25 protein-coding genes are annotated in these 15744 nt (G+C 67.0%); 24 read left to right on the forward strand and 1 reads right to left on the reverse strand.

What is annotated here, in order from left to right; all coding sequences use genetic code 11:
* Positions 1-5 precede the first annotated feature (5 nt).
* From rplV to rpsQ, 5 genes are read left to right on the forward strand one after another with little or no spacing between them, the layout of a single operon-like run.
* Positions 6-383: a 50S ribosomal protein L22 gene (gene rplV / locus EL340_RS14435; RefSeq protein ID WP_003789298.1), complete on the forward strand. Its 378-nt coding sequence runs from the start codon at positions 6-8 to the stop codon at positions 381-383.
* A complete protein-coding gene (gene rpsC, locus EL340_RS14440; RefSeq protein WP_003789299.1) occupies positions 383-1204 on the forward strand; it encodes a 30S ribosomal protein S3 in 822 nt (273 codons plus the stop codon). The genes rplV and rpsC overlap by 1 nt, the downstream gene beginning before the upstream one ends.
* A gap of 3 nt (positions 1205-1207) precedes the next feature.
* Complete coding sequence (rplP, locus tag EL340_RS14445) at positions 1208-1627, forward strand: 50S ribosomal protein L16 (protein ID WP_075250139.1); 420 nt, start codon at positions 1208-1210, stop codon at positions 1625-1627.
* On the forward strand, positions 1627-1872 hold the full coding sequence (rpmC, locus tag EL340_RS14450; RefSeq protein WP_009233261.1) for a 50S ribosomal protein L29: 246 nt from the start codon (positions 1627-1629) through the stop codon (positions 1870-1872). The genes rplP and rpmC overlap by 1 nt, the downstream gene beginning before the upstream one ends.
* Positions 1869-2162, forward strand: coding sequence for a 30S ribosomal protein S17 (gene rpsQ / locus EL340_RS14455; protein ID WP_003789301.1), 294 nt, complete (start codon positions 1869-1871; stop codon positions 2160-2162). Before rpmC ends, rpsQ begins: the two co-directional genes overlap by 4 nt.
* 116 nt (positions 2163-2278) lie before the next feature.
* On the opposite strand, the gene EL340_RS14460 is transcribed toward rpsQ, so the two are convergent.
* Positions 2279-3247, reverse strand: a complete 969-nt coding sequence (locus tag EL340_RS14460) for a hypothetical protein (RefSeq protein ID WP_126415190.1) — start codon at positions 3245-3247, stop codon at positions 2279-2281.
* Positions 3248-4567: 1320 nt separating this feature from the next.
* On the opposite strand from EL340_RS14460, the gene rplN reads away from it, so the two are divergent.
* The 19 genes from rplN to rplQ all read left to right on the forward strand — a co-directional run bounded on the left by rplN (position 4568) and on the right by rplQ (position 15622).
* Positions 4568-4936, forward strand: a complete 369-nt coding sequence (gene rplN, locus EL340_RS14465) for a 50S ribosomal protein L14 (protein ID WP_003781898.1) — start codon at positions 4568-4570, stop codon at positions 4934-4936.
* Between the two features lie 2 nt (positions 4937-4938).
* Positions 4939-5283 (forward strand): 50S ribosomal protein L24, encoded by a 345-nt coding sequence (gene rplX, locus EL340_RS14470; RefSeq protein WP_126415191.1) that lies wholly within the window; start codon positions 4939-4941, stop codon positions 5281-5283.
* Between the two features lie 2 nt (positions 5284-5285).
* Positions 5286-5843 (forward strand): 50S ribosomal protein L5, encoded by a 558-nt coding sequence (rplE, locus tag EL340_RS14475; RefSeq protein WP_126415192.1) that lies wholly within the window; start codon positions 5286-5288, stop codon positions 5841-5843.
* Position 5844: 1 nt separating this feature from the next.
* Complete coding sequence (locus tag EL340_RS14480; RefSeq protein WP_003781856.1) at positions 5845-6030, forward strand: type Z 30S ribosomal protein S14; 186 nt, start codon at positions 5845-5847, stop codon at positions 6028-6030.
* Between the two features lie 58 nt (positions 6031-6088).
* Entirely contained in the window at positions 6089-6487 is a 399-nt protein-coding gene (gene rpsH, locus EL340_RS14485; protein ID WP_126415193.1) for a 30S ribosomal protein S8, read from the forward strand.
* 21 nt (positions 6488-6508) lie between these two features.
* The gene (rplF, locus tag EL340_RS14490) at positions 6509-7048 is read left to right on the forward strand and encodes a 50S ribosomal protein L6 (protein ID WP_003781878.1); all 540 of its coding nucleotides are present in this window, start codon (positions 6509-6511) and stop codon (positions 7046-7048) included.
* Between the two features lie 2 nt (positions 7049-7050).
* Positions 7051-7431, forward strand: a complete 381-nt coding sequence (gene rplR / locus EL340_RS14495) for a 50S ribosomal protein L18 (RefSeq protein ID WP_043539061.1) — start codon at positions 7051-7053, stop codon at positions 7429-7431.
* A 34-nt stretch (positions 7432-7465) separates the two neighbouring features.
* Positions 7466-8173, forward strand: coding sequence for a 30S ribosomal protein S5 (gene rpsE, locus EL340_RS14500; RefSeq protein ID WP_126415194.1), 708 nt, complete (start codon positions 7466-7468; stop codon positions 8171-8173).
* Positions 8173-8379: a 50S ribosomal protein L30 gene (rpmD, locus tag EL340_RS14505; RefSeq protein WP_009403599.1), complete on the forward strand. Its 207-nt coding sequence runs from the start codon at positions 8173-8175 to the stop codon at positions 8377-8379. Before rpsE ends, rpmD begins: the two co-directional genes overlap by 1 nt.
* Before the next feature lies 1 nt (position 8380).
* On the forward strand, positions 8381-8857 hold the full coding sequence (gene rplO / locus EL340_RS14510; protein ID WP_126415195.1) for a 50S ribosomal protein L15: 477 nt from the start codon (positions 8381-8383) through the stop codon (positions 8855-8857).
* A 365-nt stretch (positions 8858-9222) separates the two neighbouring features.
* Entirely contained in the window at positions 9223-10515 is a 1293-nt protein-coding gene (secY, locus tag EL340_RS14515) for a preprotein translocase subunit SecY (RefSeq protein WP_126415196.1), read from the forward strand.
* Positions 10512-11099, forward strand: a complete 588-nt coding sequence (locus EL340_RS14520) for an adenylate kinase (RefSeq protein WP_197722320.1) — start codon at positions 10512-10514, stop codon at positions 11097-11099. The genes secY and EL340_RS14520 overlap by 4 nt, the downstream gene beginning before the upstream one ends.
* Positions 11100-11225: 126 nt before the next feature.
* Positions 11226-12107, forward strand: a complete 882-nt coding sequence (gene map / locus EL340_RS14525) for a type I methionyl aminopeptidase (RefSeq protein ID WP_126415197.1) — start codon at positions 11226-11228, stop codon at positions 12105-12107.
* A gap of 248 nt (positions 12108-12355) precedes the next feature.
* Positions 12356-12577 (forward strand): translation initiation factor IF-1, encoded by a 222-nt coding sequence (gene infA / locus EL340_RS14530; RefSeq protein ID WP_003781847.1) that lies wholly within the window; start codon positions 12356-12358, stop codon positions 12575-12577.
* A 33-nt stretch (positions 12578-12610) separates the two neighbouring features.
* Positions 12611-12724: a 50S ribosomal protein L36 gene (rpmJ, locus tag EL340_RS14535; RefSeq protein WP_003781903.1), complete on the forward strand. Its 114-nt coding sequence runs from the start codon at positions 12611-12613 to the stop codon at positions 12722-12724.
* 165 nt (positions 12725-12889) lie between these two features.
* The gene (gene rpsM, locus EL340_RS14540) at positions 12890-13264 is read left to right on the forward strand and encodes a 30S ribosomal protein S13 (RefSeq protein ID WP_043539058.1); all 375 of its coding nucleotides are present in this window, start codon (positions 12890-12892) and stop codon (positions 13262-13264) included.
* Between the two features lie 62 nt (positions 13265-13326).
* A complete protein-coding gene (gene rpsK, locus EL340_RS14545; RefSeq protein WP_003781888.1) occupies positions 13327-13728 on the forward strand; it encodes a 30S ribosomal protein S11 in 402 nt (133 codons plus the stop codon).
* 157 nt (positions 13729-13885) lie between these two features.
* Positions 13886-14887 carry a DNA-directed RNA polymerase subunit alpha gene (locus tag EL340_RS14550; protein WP_108832445.1) on the forward strand — a complete coding sequence of 334 codons (1002 nt, stop codon included), beginning with the start codon at positions 13886-13888 and terminating at the stop codon, positions 14885-14887.
* A 30-nt stretch (positions 14888-14917) separates the two neighbouring features.
* The gene (gene rplQ / locus EL340_RS14555; protein WP_126415198.1) at positions 14918-15622 is read left to right on the forward strand and encodes a 50S ribosomal protein L17, sunset domain variant; all 705 of its coding nucleotides are present in this window, start codon (positions 14918-14920) and stop codon (positions 15620-15622) included.
* Positions 15623-15744: the final 122 nt, after the last annotated feature.

Below are 15744 nucleotides of genomic sequence, written 5' to 3' on the forward strand. Positions count from 1 at the left end.
AGAACATGGAAGCCAAGGCGCAGGCCAAGTACGTGCGCTGCACGCCGATGAAGGCGCGCCGGGTCGTGGACGTCGTCCGCGGCAAGCGCGCCGTCGAGGCCGTCAACGTGCTCCGATTCGCCCCGCAGGCCGCTGCGGTGCCGGTGCGCAAGGTCCTCGAGTCCGCAATCGCCAACGCCCGGTTCAAGGCCGAGCGTGACGGTGAGCGTTTCGACGAGAACGACCTGTTCATCATCGAGGCGTTCGCCGACGAGGGTCCCACCCTGAAGCGGTTCCGTCCCCGGGCACAGGGCCGGGCCAGCAGGATCCTCAAGCGGACCAGCCACATCACCGTCATCGTCGGGGACAAGTCCGACGCCGCAACGAAGGAAGGAGCCCGGTAATGGGGCAGAAGGTCAACCCGACCGGGTTCCGCCTGGGCATCACCACGGACCACCGCTCGCGCTGGTTCGCCGATTCCACCAAGCCCGGTCAGCGCTACCGCGACTTCGTGGAGGAGGATGTCAAGATCCGCCGCCTCATGGAGGACGGCATGGAGCGGGCCGGTATCTCCAAGGTCGACATCGAGCGCACCCGTGACCGCGTGCGCGTCGACCTGCACACCGCCCGTCCCGGTATCGTCATCGGTCGCCGTGGCGCCGAGGCCGAGCGCCTGCGCGGTCAGCTCGAGAAGCTGACCGGCAAGCAGGTCCAGCTCAACATCCTCGAGGTCAAGAGCCCCGACCTGGACGCCCAGCTGGTCGCCCAGGGCATCGCCGAGCAGCTCGCCTCCCGCGTGTCCTTCCGCCGCGCGATGCGCAAGGGCATGCAGTCCGCGATGCGCGCCGGCGCCAAGGGCATCCGGGTGCAGTGCTCCGGACGCCTGGGCGGCGCCGAGATGAGCCGCAGCGAGTTCTACCGCGAGGGGCGCGTGCCGCTGCACACCCTGCGCGCGAACATCGACTACGGCTTCTACGAGGCCAAGACCACCTTCGGCCGCCTCGGCGTCAAGGTGTGGATCTACAAGGGCGACATCACCGAGCGCGAGTTCGCCCGCCAGCAGGCCGAGTCCGGCTCCCGTGGCCGGGGCCGGGGCGAGCGCCGCGGCGGCCGTCGTGGCGACCGCGGTGAGCGCGGTTCGCGTCAGAACACCGAGCAGCAGCAGGCCGCCGAGCAGACGCCGGCCGCCGAGACCGCTGCCGCAGACCAGGGAACGGAGGCCTGAGCCGTGCTCATCCCCCGCCGGACCAAGTTCCGCAAGCAGCACCGCCCGCACCGCACGGGCCTTTCCAAGGGCGGCAACCAGATCGCCTTCGGTGACTACGGCATCCAGGCTCTTGAGCCCGCCTACATCACCAACCGCCAGATCGAGGCGGCCCGTATCGCCATGACCCGCCACATCAAGCGTGGCGGCAAGGTGTGGATCAACATCTTCCCGGACCGCCCCCTGACCAAGAAGCCCGCCGAGACCCGTATGGGCTCCGGTAAGGGTGCACCCGAGTGGTGGATCGCCAACGTCAAGCCCGGACGCATCCTGTTCGAGCTCGGCGGTGTCGACGAGGCCCTCGCCCGCGAGGCCATGCGCCGCGCACAGCACAAGCTTCCGATGAAGACCCGTTTCGTGACTCGTGAGGGTGGTGACGTCTGATGGCAATCGGTTCCAAGGGCCTGACCCCCGCCGACCTCGACGGCATGGACAACGAGCGCCTCGCCGAGGAGCTCTCCAAGGCCAAGGCCGAGCTGTTCAACCTCCGGTTCGCCTCGGCGACCGGCCAGCTCGAGGACCACGGACGTCTCAAGGCTGTGCGTCGCGACATCGCCCGCATCTACACGATCGTGCGCGAGCGTGAGCTCGGTATTCGCACCGCCCCGAGCACGGAGGAGTCCAAGTGAGCGAGCAGACCAGCACTGAGAACGTCGAGCAGTCCACCGAGCGCCCCCAGCGCAAGGTGCGTCGCGGCTACGTCGTCTCCGACAAGATGGACAAGACGGTTGTCGTCCTCGTCGAGGAGCGCTACAAGCACTCCCTGTACGGCAAGGTCCTCCGTCGCTCCAAGAAGGTCAAGGTCCACGACGAGAACAACGAGGCCGGCGTCGGCGACCTCGTCTCCATCATGGAGACCCGCCCGCTGAGCGCCACCAAGCACTTCCGCCTCCTGGAGATCCTCGAGCGCGCCAAGTGACCCTCGGCTGAACGCCGACTCGACGACCTCGAGACGGCCCCCGACGCCGCAGCATCCCACCCGGGAGGCTGCGGCGTCGTCGTTGACGCAGGTTGTCCCGTAACAGCGAAAGCTTCTCACCAAAGATGCTGGGTCAAAGCCACGGCTGCCGCCCACAGTGCGTTGCCGGCTGATCCTCCGAGAGCATTCACGAGTGTGTCCTGCCCGAGTTCCCGTATGCCTCTGGCAGCGCCATGCTTGTCTTTGTTGTTAACAGCTGCACGGATCTGTTCTACGATTGCGTGGTCCGCCAACTTAGTGATCTTCTCTTCAAGTCGATCAATGAGAACGGCAATCTGTTCGTTCTGCCCGTCGTTCTGCAGCATGAGATCGCCGTTGACCACGACGATGACTGAAGCGGTTTGTATGGGAAGGTCCCGTTGTGATTCGGTGTGCTCGGCACTGGCCGCATTGGCGTATGATCGTGCCGCTTTAGACCATCTTTTGCCGGCTCGTAGAGGCTTCTTCTCGACGAAGCCCAGTCGCCACGCTATCCGCCGTTCGTCGTCAGTAGCGACATGAAACCAGTTGTCGTCTAACTGCGCGGCAGCCGCAAGTACCTGGTTGACCATTTCGGCCTCCTCTGAGGGGTGTGATCGTGACTTGAGGCCGATAGGATGAATTGTGCCCACTTTTCCTTCGAGGCCGTAGATCAGTGGGTGGTTATGTCCTGCGAGGACTACTTCTACCTGAGGCGATGCGTCAAGGATGGTGTGCCTGCTGAGGGCTGGAGAGGCGGATGTGAGAAACCCTCCTTCGTTTGGAGAGACCACCAGGTCGTTGGGTAGGAGATCTACGACCCGTCTGCGTTCAACCTCGGCCGGTGCGAGCCAGTTCTTGATCGCCAGCACGCTTAGTGGTAGCGAGACTGCTGTTACAAGCCATGACAGCCAAGGTGAGATAGGGCTAGTCCAGTACCATGCAGTGAGAGCCACCAGAAATAGCGTAGCTGCTATCTTGATCCTGAAGAATGGCGCCGGGATGAAGAGTCTGTGTGTCGGTGCCGCGAGGGCGATGTCGTTGATTGTTGGATGATATTTCTGCATTGGTTACCCCTTCGGTGGTGTGTCGATCTGATGACGGCCACGGTAGAATGCGGCTCCGACATCTATTTGAGGGCCTTAAGGGGTGCTTGATTCCTGTACTTCAGACTTTCAGGGGCTGCGTATCTGCCTTGCGAACGTCGGGAGGGTCGTGTAGTGCGGCCCCCATGTAATGGGGTGTCGAAGCATGTTGGGTGTGTCGAGAGGGCGTGGACTGTCAATGTTGTCCTCGGTTACATCAATAGATGCTGTGCGCGTAGGGCTCCAGCGGTTTGGGATGTGGTCGTCCTTGCGGTGCTGATGCAGGAGCGGGTGGTACTGCACGAGGCGCGGGCGCTACTGGGGGAGGTGTGGGGGTACTCCACGGGGGTGGGGCTCCCGTGCAGTACGGACAATCCCTGGCCAGTACGGCCCCATCCCCGTGGAGTGGTGACTCGGGCCCGGAGTGGGCGATCCTCCAGGGTGAATGGTCGCCTGATGGACTGCCCAGGCGGCGGCGCTGTCGGTCGCTGTCCTCGGGAGTCGACCCTGGAACGTGTTGCTTCTGGCCGTCACTCGTGGCCGCTAGTCAGGAAGGTCGGGGACCGCGTTCTCTGGCCAGGACCTACTTCTCCCGCGAACGGTTGGTGGTCTCGCCCCAGCTGACTCGAGGACAGTGCAGTTCCCGCTGGATGGGTGAGTCGCCGATCAGGGCCGGCTTGGCGTCATGGGACGCGAACGCTCCCGCGGTTGCCGCTGCGGTGCACGAGAGTGGGGGTGTAATGGGTGGAGCCGTGCGTACTGCACGAGAGCTCCACCCCCATGGAGTGCATCCGTACCTCTTCCAGTAGATCTCGGCCCTCATGCAGTAGTGATCTGTGTTTTAGGGGGTTTCCTGTCCATGACAGACTCACCTCCGAAGCGCGACGTGGATCCGGTGGGTGCGGCGTCCTCCGGGACCCGCTCGTCGCGAGGTCGTCGGGTAGGCCTTGGGTTCGTACCCTCTACCCCTCGAACGCGCGACACAAGGTACGATCTCAACGTTGAGCCGCCAGACCGGGAAAAGCCGGTGAGCAAAGGCACAGGGCGGGGTGGTCATCTCAGGTACCGCTTGATGCGACGGCTGGACTAGGCTAATGGAGTTGCGCGCGCCCTCGGTGCGCCCGGCAGAGACCTCGTGCATCCTGCGCCTGTGTCTGCCGGGACAGCGTACCGCGGACATCCCCCATCCCTGGGTCGGCCTCGTGCGGCCTGCGGCCGGGGGAGACGTGTGCAAGACCAGAAGAACGTTCGGCCAGGCTCAGGAGCTTCCTGAGAACCGGCTCGACGACAGGAGAACACTCAATGATCCAGCAGGAGTCGCGACTGAAGGTCGCCGACAACACCGGTGCCAAGGAGATCCTTTGCATCCGTGTTCTCGGTGGATCGGGTCGGCGCTATGCGGGTATCGGCGACACGATCGTCGCCACCGTCAAGGACGCCATTCCCGGCGGCAACGTGAAGAAGGGCGAGGTCGTCAAGGCCGTCGTCGTGCGTGCCCGCAAGGAGCGTCGTCGTCCCGACGGCTCGTACATCCGCTTCGACGAGAACGCCGCCGTCATCCTCAAGAACGACGGGGAGCCGCGCGGTACGCGCATCTTCGGCCCCGTCGGCCGTGAGCTTCGCGAGAAGAAGTTCATGCGCATCGTCTCGCTCGCCCCGGAGGTGATCTGAACATGGCACGCATCAAGAAGGGCGACCAGGTCATCGTCATCGCCGGTAAGGACAAGGGCAAGACCGGCCGCGTCCTGAAGGTCCTCAAGGGCACTGACCGTGTCATCGTCGAGGGCGTCCAGCGCGTTACCAAGCACACCAAGGTGGGGCAGTCCCAGCAGGGCGCCCGCACCGGCGGCATCGAGACCGTTGAGGCGCCCATCCACGCCTCCAACGTCATGCTCGTCGACCCCAAGACCAAGAAGCGCACCCGCGTGGGCTTCCGCGTCGAGGAGGGCGTGCGTCCCAACGGCCGCAAGCGCACCGTCCGCGTGCGCTACGCCAAGAAGAGCGGGGAGGACCTGTGACCATGGCTGACAAGACCACCCCCCGTCTCAAGACGAAGTACACCGAGGAGGTGCGCCCCGCCCTGCTCAAGGAGTTCCACCACGACAACGTGATGGAGGTCGGGCGCGTCGTCAAGGTCGTCGTCAACATGGGTGTGGGCGAGGCCGCCCACGACTCCAAGATGATCGAGGGCGCCGTGCGCGACCTCGCCGCCATCACGGGTCAGAAGCCCCAGGTCACCCGGGCCCGCAAGTCCATCGCGCAGTTCAAGCTGCGTGAGGGCATGCCGATCGGCGCGCACTCCACGCTGCGCGGCGACCGCATGTGGGAGTTCCTGGACCGCCTGGTGTCGATCTCCCTGCCCCGCATCCGCGACTTCCGCGGTCTGAGCCCCAAGCAGTTCGACGGGAACGGCAACTACACCTTCGGTCTGACCGAGCAGGCTGTCTTCCACGAGATCGACCAGGACCAGATCGACCGCGTCCGCGGCATGGACATCACCGTGGTGACCACGGCCAAGACCGACGAGGAGGCCCGCTCGCTGCTCAAGCAGCTCGGCTTCCCCTTCAAGGAGAAGTGACATGGCGAAGACCGCTCTGATTGAGAAGGCGAACCGCAAGCCCAAGTTCGGTGTCCGTGCCTACACGCGCTGCCAGCGCTGCGGCCGCCCGCACTCGGTGTACCGCAAGTTCGGCCTGTGCCGTATCTGCCTGCGTGAGATGGCCCTTCGTGGCGAGCTCCCGGGCGTGAGCAAGTCCAGCTGGTAAGAACTTACGTCGCAGGTCCGGTAAGGAAACCACGACGAGGAAGGGCCAAGGCCCACTCATGACAATGACAGACCCCATCGCAGACATGCTGACCCGTCTGCGCAACGCAAACAGCGCCTACCACGACACCGTGTCGATGCCGTCGAGCAAGCTCAAGGTGAACATCGCTGAGATGCTCAAGTCCGAGGGCTACATCGCCGGCTACGAGGTCACGGACGCCGAGGTCGGCAAGACGCTCACGCTGAGCCTCAAGTACGGAGCCAACCGCCAGCGGGCCATCCAGGGCCTGCGCCGGATCTCCAAGCCCGGCCTGCGCGTCTACGCCAAGTCCACCAACCTGCCCAAGGTCCTCGGCGGCCTGGGAGTGGCGATCCTGTCCACCTCCTCCGGCCTCCTGACCGACAGGCAGGCCGAGTCGCGTGGCGTGGGCGGCGAAGTCCTCGCCTACGTCTGGTAAGAGAAGGAACGGAGGAAAACCATGTCTCGTATTGGACGGCTCCCCGTTCCGGTTCCTGCCGGAGTGGACGTCACCATCGACGGCCAGGACGTGACGGTCAAGGGCCCCAAGGGCACCCTGTCCCGCACGATCAGCGAGCCCCTGAGCGTCACCCGCCAGGAGGACGGCTCCATCCTGGTCACGCGTCCCGACGACGAGCGCCGCTCGCGCTCGCTGCACGGACTGTCGCGCACCCTCATCAACAACATGGTGATCGGCGTCACCGAGGGCTACTCCAAGCAGCTCGAGATCGTCGGCACCGGTTACCGCGTCGCAGCCAAGGGCCAGGGCATCGAGCTCTCCCTCGGCTTCTCCCACACCGTGACCGTTGAGCCTCCCGAGGGCATCACCTTCACGGTCGACGGCAACCTGAAGATCACCGTCTCCGGTATCTCCAAGGAGCAGGTCGGCGAGGTCGCGGCGAACATTCGCAAGATCCGTCCGCCGGAGCCCTACAAGGGCAAGGGCGTGCGCTACGCCGGCGAGAACGTGCGCCGCAAGGTCGGAAAGGCTGGTAAGTGACCATGGCTTACTCGATCAAGAGGGGCAAGGGCAACCCCCGCGCCATCGCCCGCAAGATCCGCCACCAGCGCGTGCGCAAGCACATCTCCGGCACCCCCGAGCGTCCCCGCCTGGTGGTCACCCGGTCCAACCGCCATATGGTGGCCCAGGTCGTCGACGACACCATCGGCCACACCCTGTGCGCCGCCTCCACCCTGGAGGAGGCTGCCAAGGGCGTCGAGGGCCACAAGGTGGGCGCCGCCCGCAAGGTCGGCGAGCTCATCGCCGAGCGTGCCAAGGCGCTGGGCATTGAGGCAGTCGTGTTCGACCGCGGCGGCAACAAGTACCACGGCCGTGTCGCGGCCGTCGCCGAGGGCGCCCGCGAGGGCGGCCTGAAGCTGTGAGCACTAAGACGACGAGAAAGCAGAGGAATATCTGATGGCTGCACCGCAGCGAGACAGGTCCGCGTCGTCCGACGGCTCGGCCCAGCGCGAGAACGACGAGCGCCGGGGCGAGGGCCGCGGCCGCCGCGACCGCAACAATGACCGCCGCGACCGTGGTCGCGGCAACGACGACAAGTACATCGAGCGCGTCGTCGCCATCAACCGCGTGTCCAAGGTCGTCAAGGGCGGCCGCCGCTTCACCTTCACGGCCCTCGTGGTCGTCGGTGACGGTGAGGGCACCGTCGGCGTGGGCTACGGCAAGGCGAAAGAGGTTCCCGCCGCCATCGCCAAGGCCGTCGAGATCGCTAAGAAGAACTTCTTCCACGTCCCGATGATCCGCCGCACCATCCCGCACCTGGTCCAGGGCGAGGACTCCGCCGGAGTCGTCCTCCTGCGCCCGGCGTCCCCCGGTACCGGTGTTATCGCCGGTGGACCGGTGCGCGCCGTGCTGGACTGCGCCGGTGTCCACGACATCCTGTCCAAGTCGCTGGGCTCCTCCAACGCGATCAACATCGTGCACGCCACGGTGGACGCCCTCAAGCAGCTTGAGCAGCCCGAGGCCGTCGCGGCCCGCCGCGGCCTGCCCCTGGAGGACGTCGCCCCGCAGTCCATGCTGCGGGCCCGCGCCGAGGGCGAGGCCGACAAGCGCGCCCAGGCCGAGAAGCAGGAGGCCGAGAAGGCCGCTGAAGGAGTGGGTGCGTGATGGCTGAGTCCGCATCGAAGCAGATGACCAAGCAGCTCAAGGTCACTCAGATTCGCTCTGGCATCGGGGGCACCCACCGCCAGCGCGAGTCCCTCAAGACCCTGGGCCTGCGCAAGATCCGCCAGTCCGTCGTGCGCGAGGACACCCCCAGCGTGCGCGGCCTGATTGCCACGGTGCACCACCTGGTCACCGTTGAGGAGGTCTGAGATGGCTGACACCGAGAACCCGCAGGAGGAGAAGGTGCGCGTCGTCAAGCTGCACCACCTGCGCCCCGCCCCCGGCGCCAAGAAGGCCAAGACCCGTGTGGGTCGCGGTGAGGCGTCCAAGGGTAAGACCGCCGGTCGCGGTACCAAGGGCACCAAGGCCCGTTACCAGGTCCGCCCCGGTTTCGAGGGTGGCCAGATGCCGCTGCACATGCGTCTTCCCAAGCTGCGCGGCTTCCGCAACCCCAACCGGGTCGAGTACCAGCCCGTGAACGTCGGCCGCATCGCCGAGCTGTTCCCCGAGGGCGGCACGGTGACCGTGGAGGACCTCGTGGCCAAGGGTGCGGTTCGCAAGAACCAGCTCGTCAAGGTCCTCGGCGGCGGCGACGTCACCGTGGCCCTGACGCTCACGGCCGACGCCTGGTCCGGCTCCGCTAAGGAGAAGATCGAGGCCGCCGGCGGCACCATCGCCACGCGCTGAACGCCCGGTACCTCGGTGGGGGAGTGAGCCCCGCTGAGGAACCGCGCTGACAAGCACTCACGGACCCCGGTGGTCCAGGGAGACCTGGGCCGCCGGGGTCCGTCGTGCCCCGACGTCGAGCGGTACGAGCTGCCGGCCGGGACTCGGCGGCCTCCAGCAGCAGCCAACGGTGGGGTGCGATGGATCACCCGACGGCGCATAGCCGGGACGGGACGTGACAAAACCCGCACCTCATCGGCGTTGCAAGGCTGTCTCAGCGCCCAGGTCGAGACCTCGGCGGGGTAGTCTGGGCCGGGCGCAGCTCCCCTGCGCTCCGCCTTGCTGCGTGCAAGACCGAACCCAACCCCGAGTCCACAGGAGATCGAGTGCTCAGCGCGTTCACCCAGGCGTTCAGAACGCCAGACCTCAGGGCGAAGCTGCTCTTTACCCTTGGCATCATGGCCCTGTTCCGGCTCGGGTCGATCCTGCCGGCCCCCGGCGTCAACCTGGCCAACGTCAAGACCTGTATCGGTCAGACCCAGGACCAGGGCCTGCTCAGCCTCGTCAACGTCTTCTCCGGTGGTGCGCTGCTCCAGCTGAGCGTCTTCGCTCTGGGCATCATGCCCTACATCACCGCCTCCATCATCATCCAGCTCCTGCGGGTGGTCATTCCCCGCTTCGAGGAGCTCCACAAGGAGGGGCAGGCGGGAACCGCCAAGCTCACCGAGTACACCCGCTACCTCACCATCGGCCTGGGGCTCCTCCAGTCAAGCACCATCGTGGCCACCGCCAGGAGCGGGCGGCTCTTCCCCGGCTGCACCGCCGAGATCATCCCCGGCGGCTCGGTCATCACCATGCTGCTCATGATCGTCACCATGACCGCCGGCACCGGCCTCATCATGTGGCTGGGTGAGCTCATCACCGAGCGCGGCATCGGCAACGGCATGTCGCTGCTGATCTTCACCTCGATCGTGGCCCAGTTCCCCTCCAACATGTTCTCCATCGCCGGCGGCAACGGCGGCGCGGCCAAGTTCCTCATCGTCGTGGGTGTGGTCCTGGTGGCCACCCTCGCCGTCGTCTACATCGAGCAGGCCCAGCGGCGCATCCCCGTGCAGTACGCCAAGCGGATGATCGGGCGCCGCCAGTACGGCGGCTCCACCACCTACATCCCGGTCAAGATCAACACCGCCGGTGTCATCCCCGTCATCTTCGCCTCCTCGATCCTGGCCATGCCCCAGCTCATCGCCGGCTTCGGCAGCCCCACGAGCAAGTGGGTGCAGTGGATCCAGACCCACCTGCAGCAGACCCACCCGATCTACCTGACCGCCTACGGCATCCTCATCCTGTTCTTCGCCTTCTTCTACACGGCCATCACCTTCGACGCCGAGGAGATCGCGGACAACATGAAGCGCTACGGCGGATTCATCCCGGGCATCCGCGCCGGCGAGCCCACCGTGCGCTACCTGTCCTACGTCATCAACCGCATCACGACGGCGGGCTCCATCTACCTGGTGGTCCTCGCCCTCATCCCGACGCTTGCCGTGATCTGGCTGGACCTGTCCCAGCACCTGCCCTTCGGCGGAACCACCATCCTCATTATGGTGGGTGTGGGCCTCCAGACGGTCAAGGAAGTCAACTCCCAGCTGCAGCAGCGCCACTACGAAGGGTTCTTGTCATGAGCGCACGCATGGTTCTTCTCGGTCCCCCCGGAGCGGGCAAGGGCACCCAGGCCGCCCGGATCGCCGAGCGCCTCGGCATCCCGGCCATCTCCACCGGAGACATCTTCCGCGCCAACGTCGCCGGCGCCACCGAGCTCGGGACCCAGGCCAAGGCCTACATGGACAAGGGCGAGTACGTCCCCGACTCCATCACCAACGCCATGGTCGCCGACCGCATCGCCCAGGCCGACTGCGAACCCGGCTTCCTCCTGGACGGCTACCCGCGCACCACCGCTCAGGTCGGCGAGCTCGACTCCATGCTGAAGGCCTCGGGCCTGGCCCTCGACGTCGTCGTCGAGATCACCGCCGACGCCGAGGCGGTCGTCGCCCGCCTGCTCAAGCGGGCCGGCGAGCAGGGGCGCGCCGACGACACCGAGCCCGTCATCCGCCACCGCCTGGAGGTCTACGCCGAGTCCACCGCTCCGCTGGCCGGTATCTACGCCGGGCGCGGCCTGCTCGTCCAGGTCGACGGCATGGGCGAGATCGACGCCGTCACCGGTCGCATCATGGAGGCCCTTGCCGCGCGCGGCATCACCGGCTCCTGAGGTCCGGCCTCACCGGCGGGTCGTCTGCTCACGCGGACGGCCCGCCTCCGCATGCTCCGGCCCGTACGGGCATCGCCCGGAACCCCTCGTCACGCTCACGCCGCCCACGCACCACAGGAGGCAGCCGTGCTCTCACGCGAGCAGATCCAGATCAAGACCCCTCAGCAGGTCCGCCTCATGCGCAGGGCCGGGCTCGTCGTCGCCGACATCCACGCCGCCCTGCGCGAGGCGGTGCGCGCCGGGATCACCACCGCCGAGCTCGACGCCGTCTCGGCCGGCGTTATCGAGGCCGCCGGCGCCCACTCGAACTTCCTGGGCTACTACGACTACCCGGCCACCGTGTGCATCTCCGTCAACGACGAGGTGGTCCACGGCATCCCCGGTGAGCGCGTCCTCGCCGACGGCGACCTCGTCACCTTCGACTGCGGCGCCTACGTCCTCGACGACGACGGCACCCAGTGGCACGGCGACGCCGCCTTCACGACCGTCGTCGGCGGAACCTACCGCAGCGAGTCCGACCGGCTCGTGGACACCACCACCCGTGAGGCCCTGTGGGCGGCCATCGCCGCCGTGGCCCGGGCCGCCGCGGGGGAGGGCAGCGGGCGCGAGCTGCGCCTCAACGCCGTCGGCGACGCCGTCGAGGCCGTGGTGGCAGCGACCGCCGAGCGCGAGGGACACGAGCTGGGGATCCTCCAGGAGTACGTCGGCCACGGCATCGGCACGAGCATGCACATGGCCCCCGACGTCCTCAACTACTCGGTCAAGCGGCGCGGGCCCCGGTTGCGCCGCGGCATGGTCCTTGCCATTGAGCCCATGCTCACCGCCGGCAGCCCGGCCACACGCGAGCTCGACGACGGCTGGACCGTCGTCACCCAGGACGGCTCCCACGCCGCCCAGTGGGAACACACCGTGGCCATCGTCCCCGGCGGCGTGTGGGTTCTCACCGCGCCCGACGGCGGGGCCGAGGGCCTGGCCCCCTACGGCATCGAGCCCAGGCCACTGAGCTGACCGGCGGTCAAGACGCCGGTGTGTCAGGAAACACCGCGCGATGACGCCATCTGGCATGGTGGAGCCCGGGCTGCCTGCCGTAGAGTTATCCGCTGGACGCGCGTCCGTCGATGACGCATGCCCGCATCCCGCAACCGAGGCCCTGGTCATAGGGGCTCGCCTGTGGTAGGGCCTGCAGCGGCGACCGCGGCCGCCCGGCGACGTCGTCGTCGGGGTGAACTCGAGCGAGAAAGCACCGATGGAGGAACATGGCTAAGAAGGACGGAGTCATCGAGGTCGAGGGATCGGTCGTCGAGGCCCTTCCGAACGCGATGTTCCGGGTGGAGCTGAGCAACGGGCACGTCGTGCTCGCGCACATCTCCGGAAAGATGCGGCAGCACTACATCCGCATCCTCCCCGAGGACCGGGTGGTCGTGGAGCTGAGCCCCTACGACCTGTCCCGCGGCCGAATCGTCTACCGGTACAAGTGACATGTCGGCTCCCGTAGCCGGCGGAGGAACATCATGAAGGTCAAGCCGAGCGTCAAGAAGATCTGTGACAGCTGCAAGGTGATTCGTCGCCACGGCCGCGTCATGGTCATCTGCGAGAACCCGCGGCACAAGCAGCGTCAGGGCTGAGGCCCGGGCGCCGGGCCGCCCAGAGATCTGGACGGCCCTTTCCAGCACCCATCCCAGCGCGCCCGCACCGCGGGTCCGCAACCCCCGGTTCTCGGAGGCCGGGGCCACCAGGCGAGGTGGGGGAGATGGGTGACGACCTCCGGGAGCACACAGGAGGACCACACCGTGGCACGCATTTCCGGTGTCGACCTGCCTCGCGAGAAGCGAGTCGAGGTCGCACTCACCTACATCTTCGGGATCGGACGCACCCGCGCGGACGAGACCCTGAAGGCGACGGGCGTCAACCCCGACACCCGCGTCAAGGACCTCACCGAGGAGGAGCTGGTCAAGCTCCGCACCCACATCGACGGCAGCTACCAGGTTGAGGGTGACCTGCGTCGTGAGGTCCAGGCGGACATCCGCCGCAAGATCGAGATCGGCTGCTACCAGGGCCTGCGCCACCGCCGCCACCTGCCGGTGCACGGTCAGCGCACCAAGACCAACGCGCGTACCCGCAAGGGCCCCAAGCGCACCGTGGCCGGTAAGAAGAAGGCCAAGTAAGCAGCAGCTCGCGCCCCGCCCTGCGGAGAGCGCAGTGACGACCTCATCACGAAGAAGGAAGAATGCCTCCCAAGACCCGCGCCGCCGCGCGTAAGACGCGCCGCAAGGACCGCAAGAACGTTACCCACGGTCACGCCTACATCAAGTCCACCTTCAACAACACCATCGTCTCCCTGACGGACCCGCAGGGCGCCGTCATCGCCTGGTGCTCCTCCGGCCAGGTCGGCTTCAAGGGCTCGCGCAAGTCGACGCCCTACGCCGCCCAGCTCGCCGCCGAGGCCGCCGCCCGGCGCGCCCAGGAGCACGGTATGAAGAAGGTTGACGTCTTCGTCAAGGGTCCCGGCTCCGGCCGCGAGACCGCGATCCGCTCCCTCCAGGCCGCCGGCCTCGAGGTCGGCTCGATCACCGACGTCACCCCCCAGGCCTTCAACGGCTGCCGCCCGCCCAAGCGCCGCCGCGTCTGAGGCTTCACGGGACGACGGCGCAGCCGGTGCTGCGTCGTCGTCTCACCACGTCCCGCCCAACCGGCGGGGCTCGGAGCAGGACCGGCCCGGGCGGGTCGGGGGCTCCACCCATGAGGAACGGCGTCATATAGCGGGCGCCGCGACGAAAGGAAACCACGTGCTCATTGCACAGCGACCCACGCTCACCGAGGAGGTCGTGGTCGAGGACCGCCGCTCGCGCTTCGTGCTCGAGCCCCTCGAGCCCGGCTTCGGCTACACGCTCGGCAACTCCCTGCGCCGCACACTGCTGTCCTCCATCCCGGGGGCGGCCGTGACCAGCGTCCGCATCGATGGGGTGCCCCACGAGTTCCGCACGATCCCCGGGGTCAAGGAGGATGTCGCCCAGATCATCCTCAACATCAAGGAGATCGTCCTGTCCTCGGAGAACGACGAGCCGGTCGTCATGTACCTGCGCAAGTCCGGTCCGAGCGAGGTCACCGCCGGTGACATCACCCCGCCGGCCGGCGTCGAGATCCACAACCCCGAGCTGGTCATCGCCACTCTCAACGAGAAGGGCAAGCTGGAGATCGAGCTGACGGTCGAGCGTGGCCGCGGCTACGTCTCGGCCAACCAGAACAAGGACCCCAACGCGGAGATCTCCCGCATCCCGGTGGACTCGATCTACTCGCCGGTCAAGAAGGTCTCCTACTCCGTCGAGGCCACCCGTGTGGAGCAGCGCACCGACTTCGACCGTCTTATCGTCGACGTCGAGACCAAGGCCTCCATCACCCCGCGCGACGCCCTGGCCTCCGCCGGCAAGACGCTCGTGGAGCTCTTCGGCCTGGCCCGTGAGCTCAACGTCGAGGCCGAGGGCATCGAGGTCGGCCCCTCGCCGATCGACGAGGCCTTCCAGCAGGACCTCGCCCTCATGATCGACGAGCTCGACCTGCAGGCCCGTTCCTCCAACGCCCTCAAGCGCGAGGGCATCCACACCGTCGGTGAGCTCGTCTCGCGCAGCGAGGCCGACCTGCTCGACATCCGTAACTTCGGTGCCAAGTCCATCTCCGAGATCAAGGACAAGCTGGCCGAGCTGGGGCTCTCCCTCAAGGGCTCCCCGGTCGACTACGTCTCGGACGACGACTACGCCAACCCCACCTTCAGCGACGAGACCCAGGCCTGAGCCAGCTCGTTATTCACCTAGGAGACAACCATGCCTCGCCCCACTAAGGGTCCCCGCCTGGGCGGCAGCGCCCAGCACGAGCGCCACCTGCTCGCTAACCTGGCCACGCAGCTCATCGTCCACGAGTCGATCAAGACCACGGAGGCTCGCGCCCGCCGCCTGCGTCCCTACGTCGAGAAGCTCATCACCAAGGGCAAGCGCGGCGACCTGCACGCCCGCCGTACCGTGCTGAAGAAGGTGACGGACAAGTACGCCGTCTACCGCCTCTTCGATGAGCTCGCCCCCCAGTTCGAGGGCCGCGAGGGCGGTTACACCCGCATCATTAAGACGACCCCCCGCAAGGGCGACAACGCCCCCATGGCCTTCATCTCCCTGGTGCTGGAGCCGGTGGCCCGCAAGGAGGTCGTGGACGACGCGATCACCACCGCCAAGAAGGCTGCCGAGAAGGCCGTCGCCGACGAGGACAAGGCTCCCAAGGCCGACGCCGACAAGGCTGAGGAGCAGGCTGAGAAGGCCGAGTACGCTGGTGCGGTTCGTCTCGAGGAGGGCGCCACGGACGCCCCCGACGACGACCACCTGGTCAAGGGCAACGAGGACTCCATGAAGTACCACGTTCCCGGCTCGCGCTGGTACGACGCCACGGTCGCCGAGGTCTGGTTCGCCAGCGCCGAGGATGCCGAGGCCGCGGGCTTCGCCCCCGCCGGCGGCGCTGCCGCCCAGAAGGTCGAGAAGTGAGCCCAGCCTACGGGCTGACGTAACTGGGCTGGAACGCCCAGCAGACTCCGGGGAGGGCCGGTCACCACGAGGTGGCCGGCCCTCCCCGGAGTCTGCTTGAGGGAGGAAGCGATCGTTGCTGA

The organism is Actinomyces viscosus (assembly GCF_900637975.1).
GTDB lineage: Bacteria > Actinomycetota > Actinomycetes > Actinomycetales > Actinomycetaceae > Actinomyces > Actinomyces viscosus.

Bases quoted from the DNA above. Each gene is read 5' to 3' on its own strand.
- rplV (WP_003789298.1), top strand. From the start codon at position 6: ATGGAAGCCAAGGCGCAGGCCAAGTACGTGCGCTGCACGCCGATGAAG.
- rpsC (WP_003789299.1), top strand. From the start codon at position 383: ATGGGGCAGAAGGTCAACCCGACCGGGTTCCGCCTGGGCATCACCACG.
- rpmC (WP_009233261.1), top strand. From the start codon at position 1,627: ATGGCAATCGGTTCCAAGGGCCTGACCCCCGCCGACCTCGACGGCATG.
- EL340_RS14460 (WP_126415190.1), bottom strand. From the start codon at position 3,247: ATGCAGAAATATCATCCAACAATCAACGACATCGCCCTCGCGGCACCG.
- rplN (WP_003781898.1), top strand. From the start codon at position 4,568: ATGATCCAGCAGGAGTCGCGACTGAAGGTCGCCGACAACACCGGTGCC.
- rplX (WP_126415191.1), top strand. From the start codon at position 4,939: ATGGCACGCATCAAGAAGGGCGACCAGGTCATCGTCATCGCCGGTAAG.
- rplE (WP_126415192.1), top strand. From the start codon at position 5,286: ATGGCTGACAAGACCACCCCCCGTCTCAAGACGAAGTACACCGAGGAG.
- EL340_RS14480 (WP_003781856.1), top strand. From the start codon at position 5,845: ATGGCGAAGACCGCTCTGATTGAGAAGGCGAACCGCAAGCCCAAGTTC.
- rpsH (WP_126415193.1), top strand. From the start codon at position 6,089: ATGACAATGACAGACCCCATCGCAGACATGCTGACCCGTCTGCGCAAC.
- rplF (WP_003781878.1), top strand. From the start codon at position 6,509: ATGTCTCGTATTGGACGGCTCCCCGTTCCGGTTCCTGCCGGAGTGGAC.
- rplR (WP_043539061.1), top strand. From the start codon at position 7,051: ATGGCTTACTCGATCAAGAGGGGCAAGGGCAACCCCCGCGCCATCGCC.
- rpsE (WP_126415194.1), top strand. From the start codon at position 7,466: ATGGCTGCACCGCAGCGAGACAGGTCCGCGTCGTCCGACGGCTCGGCC.
- rpmD (WP_009403599.1), top strand. From the start codon at position 8,173: ATGGCTGAGTCCGCATCGAAGCAGATGACCAAGCAGCTCAAGGTCACT.
- rplO (WP_126415195.1), top strand. From the start codon at position 8,381: ATGGCTGACACCGAGAACCCGCAGGAGGAGAAGGTGCGCGTCGTCAAG.
- EL340_RS14520 (WP_197722320.1), top strand. From the start codon at position 10,512: ATGAGCGCACGCATGGTTCTTCTCGGTCCCCCCGGAGCGGGCAAGGGC.
- infA (WP_003781847.1), top strand. From the start codon at position 12,356: ATGGCTAAGAAGGACGGAGTCATCGAGGTCGAGGGATCGGTCGTCGAG.
- rpmJ (WP_003781903.1), top strand. From the start codon at position 12,611: ATGAAGGTCAAGCCGAGCGTCAAGAAGATCTGTGACAGCTGCAAGGTG.
- rpsK (WP_003781888.1), top strand. From the start codon at position 13,327: ATGCCTCCCAAGACCCGCGCCGCCGCGCGTAAGACGCGCCGCAAGGAC.
- rplQ (WP_126415198.1), top strand. From the start codon at position 14,918: ATGCCTCGCCCCACTAAGGGTCCCCGCCTGGGCGGCAGCGCCCAGCAC.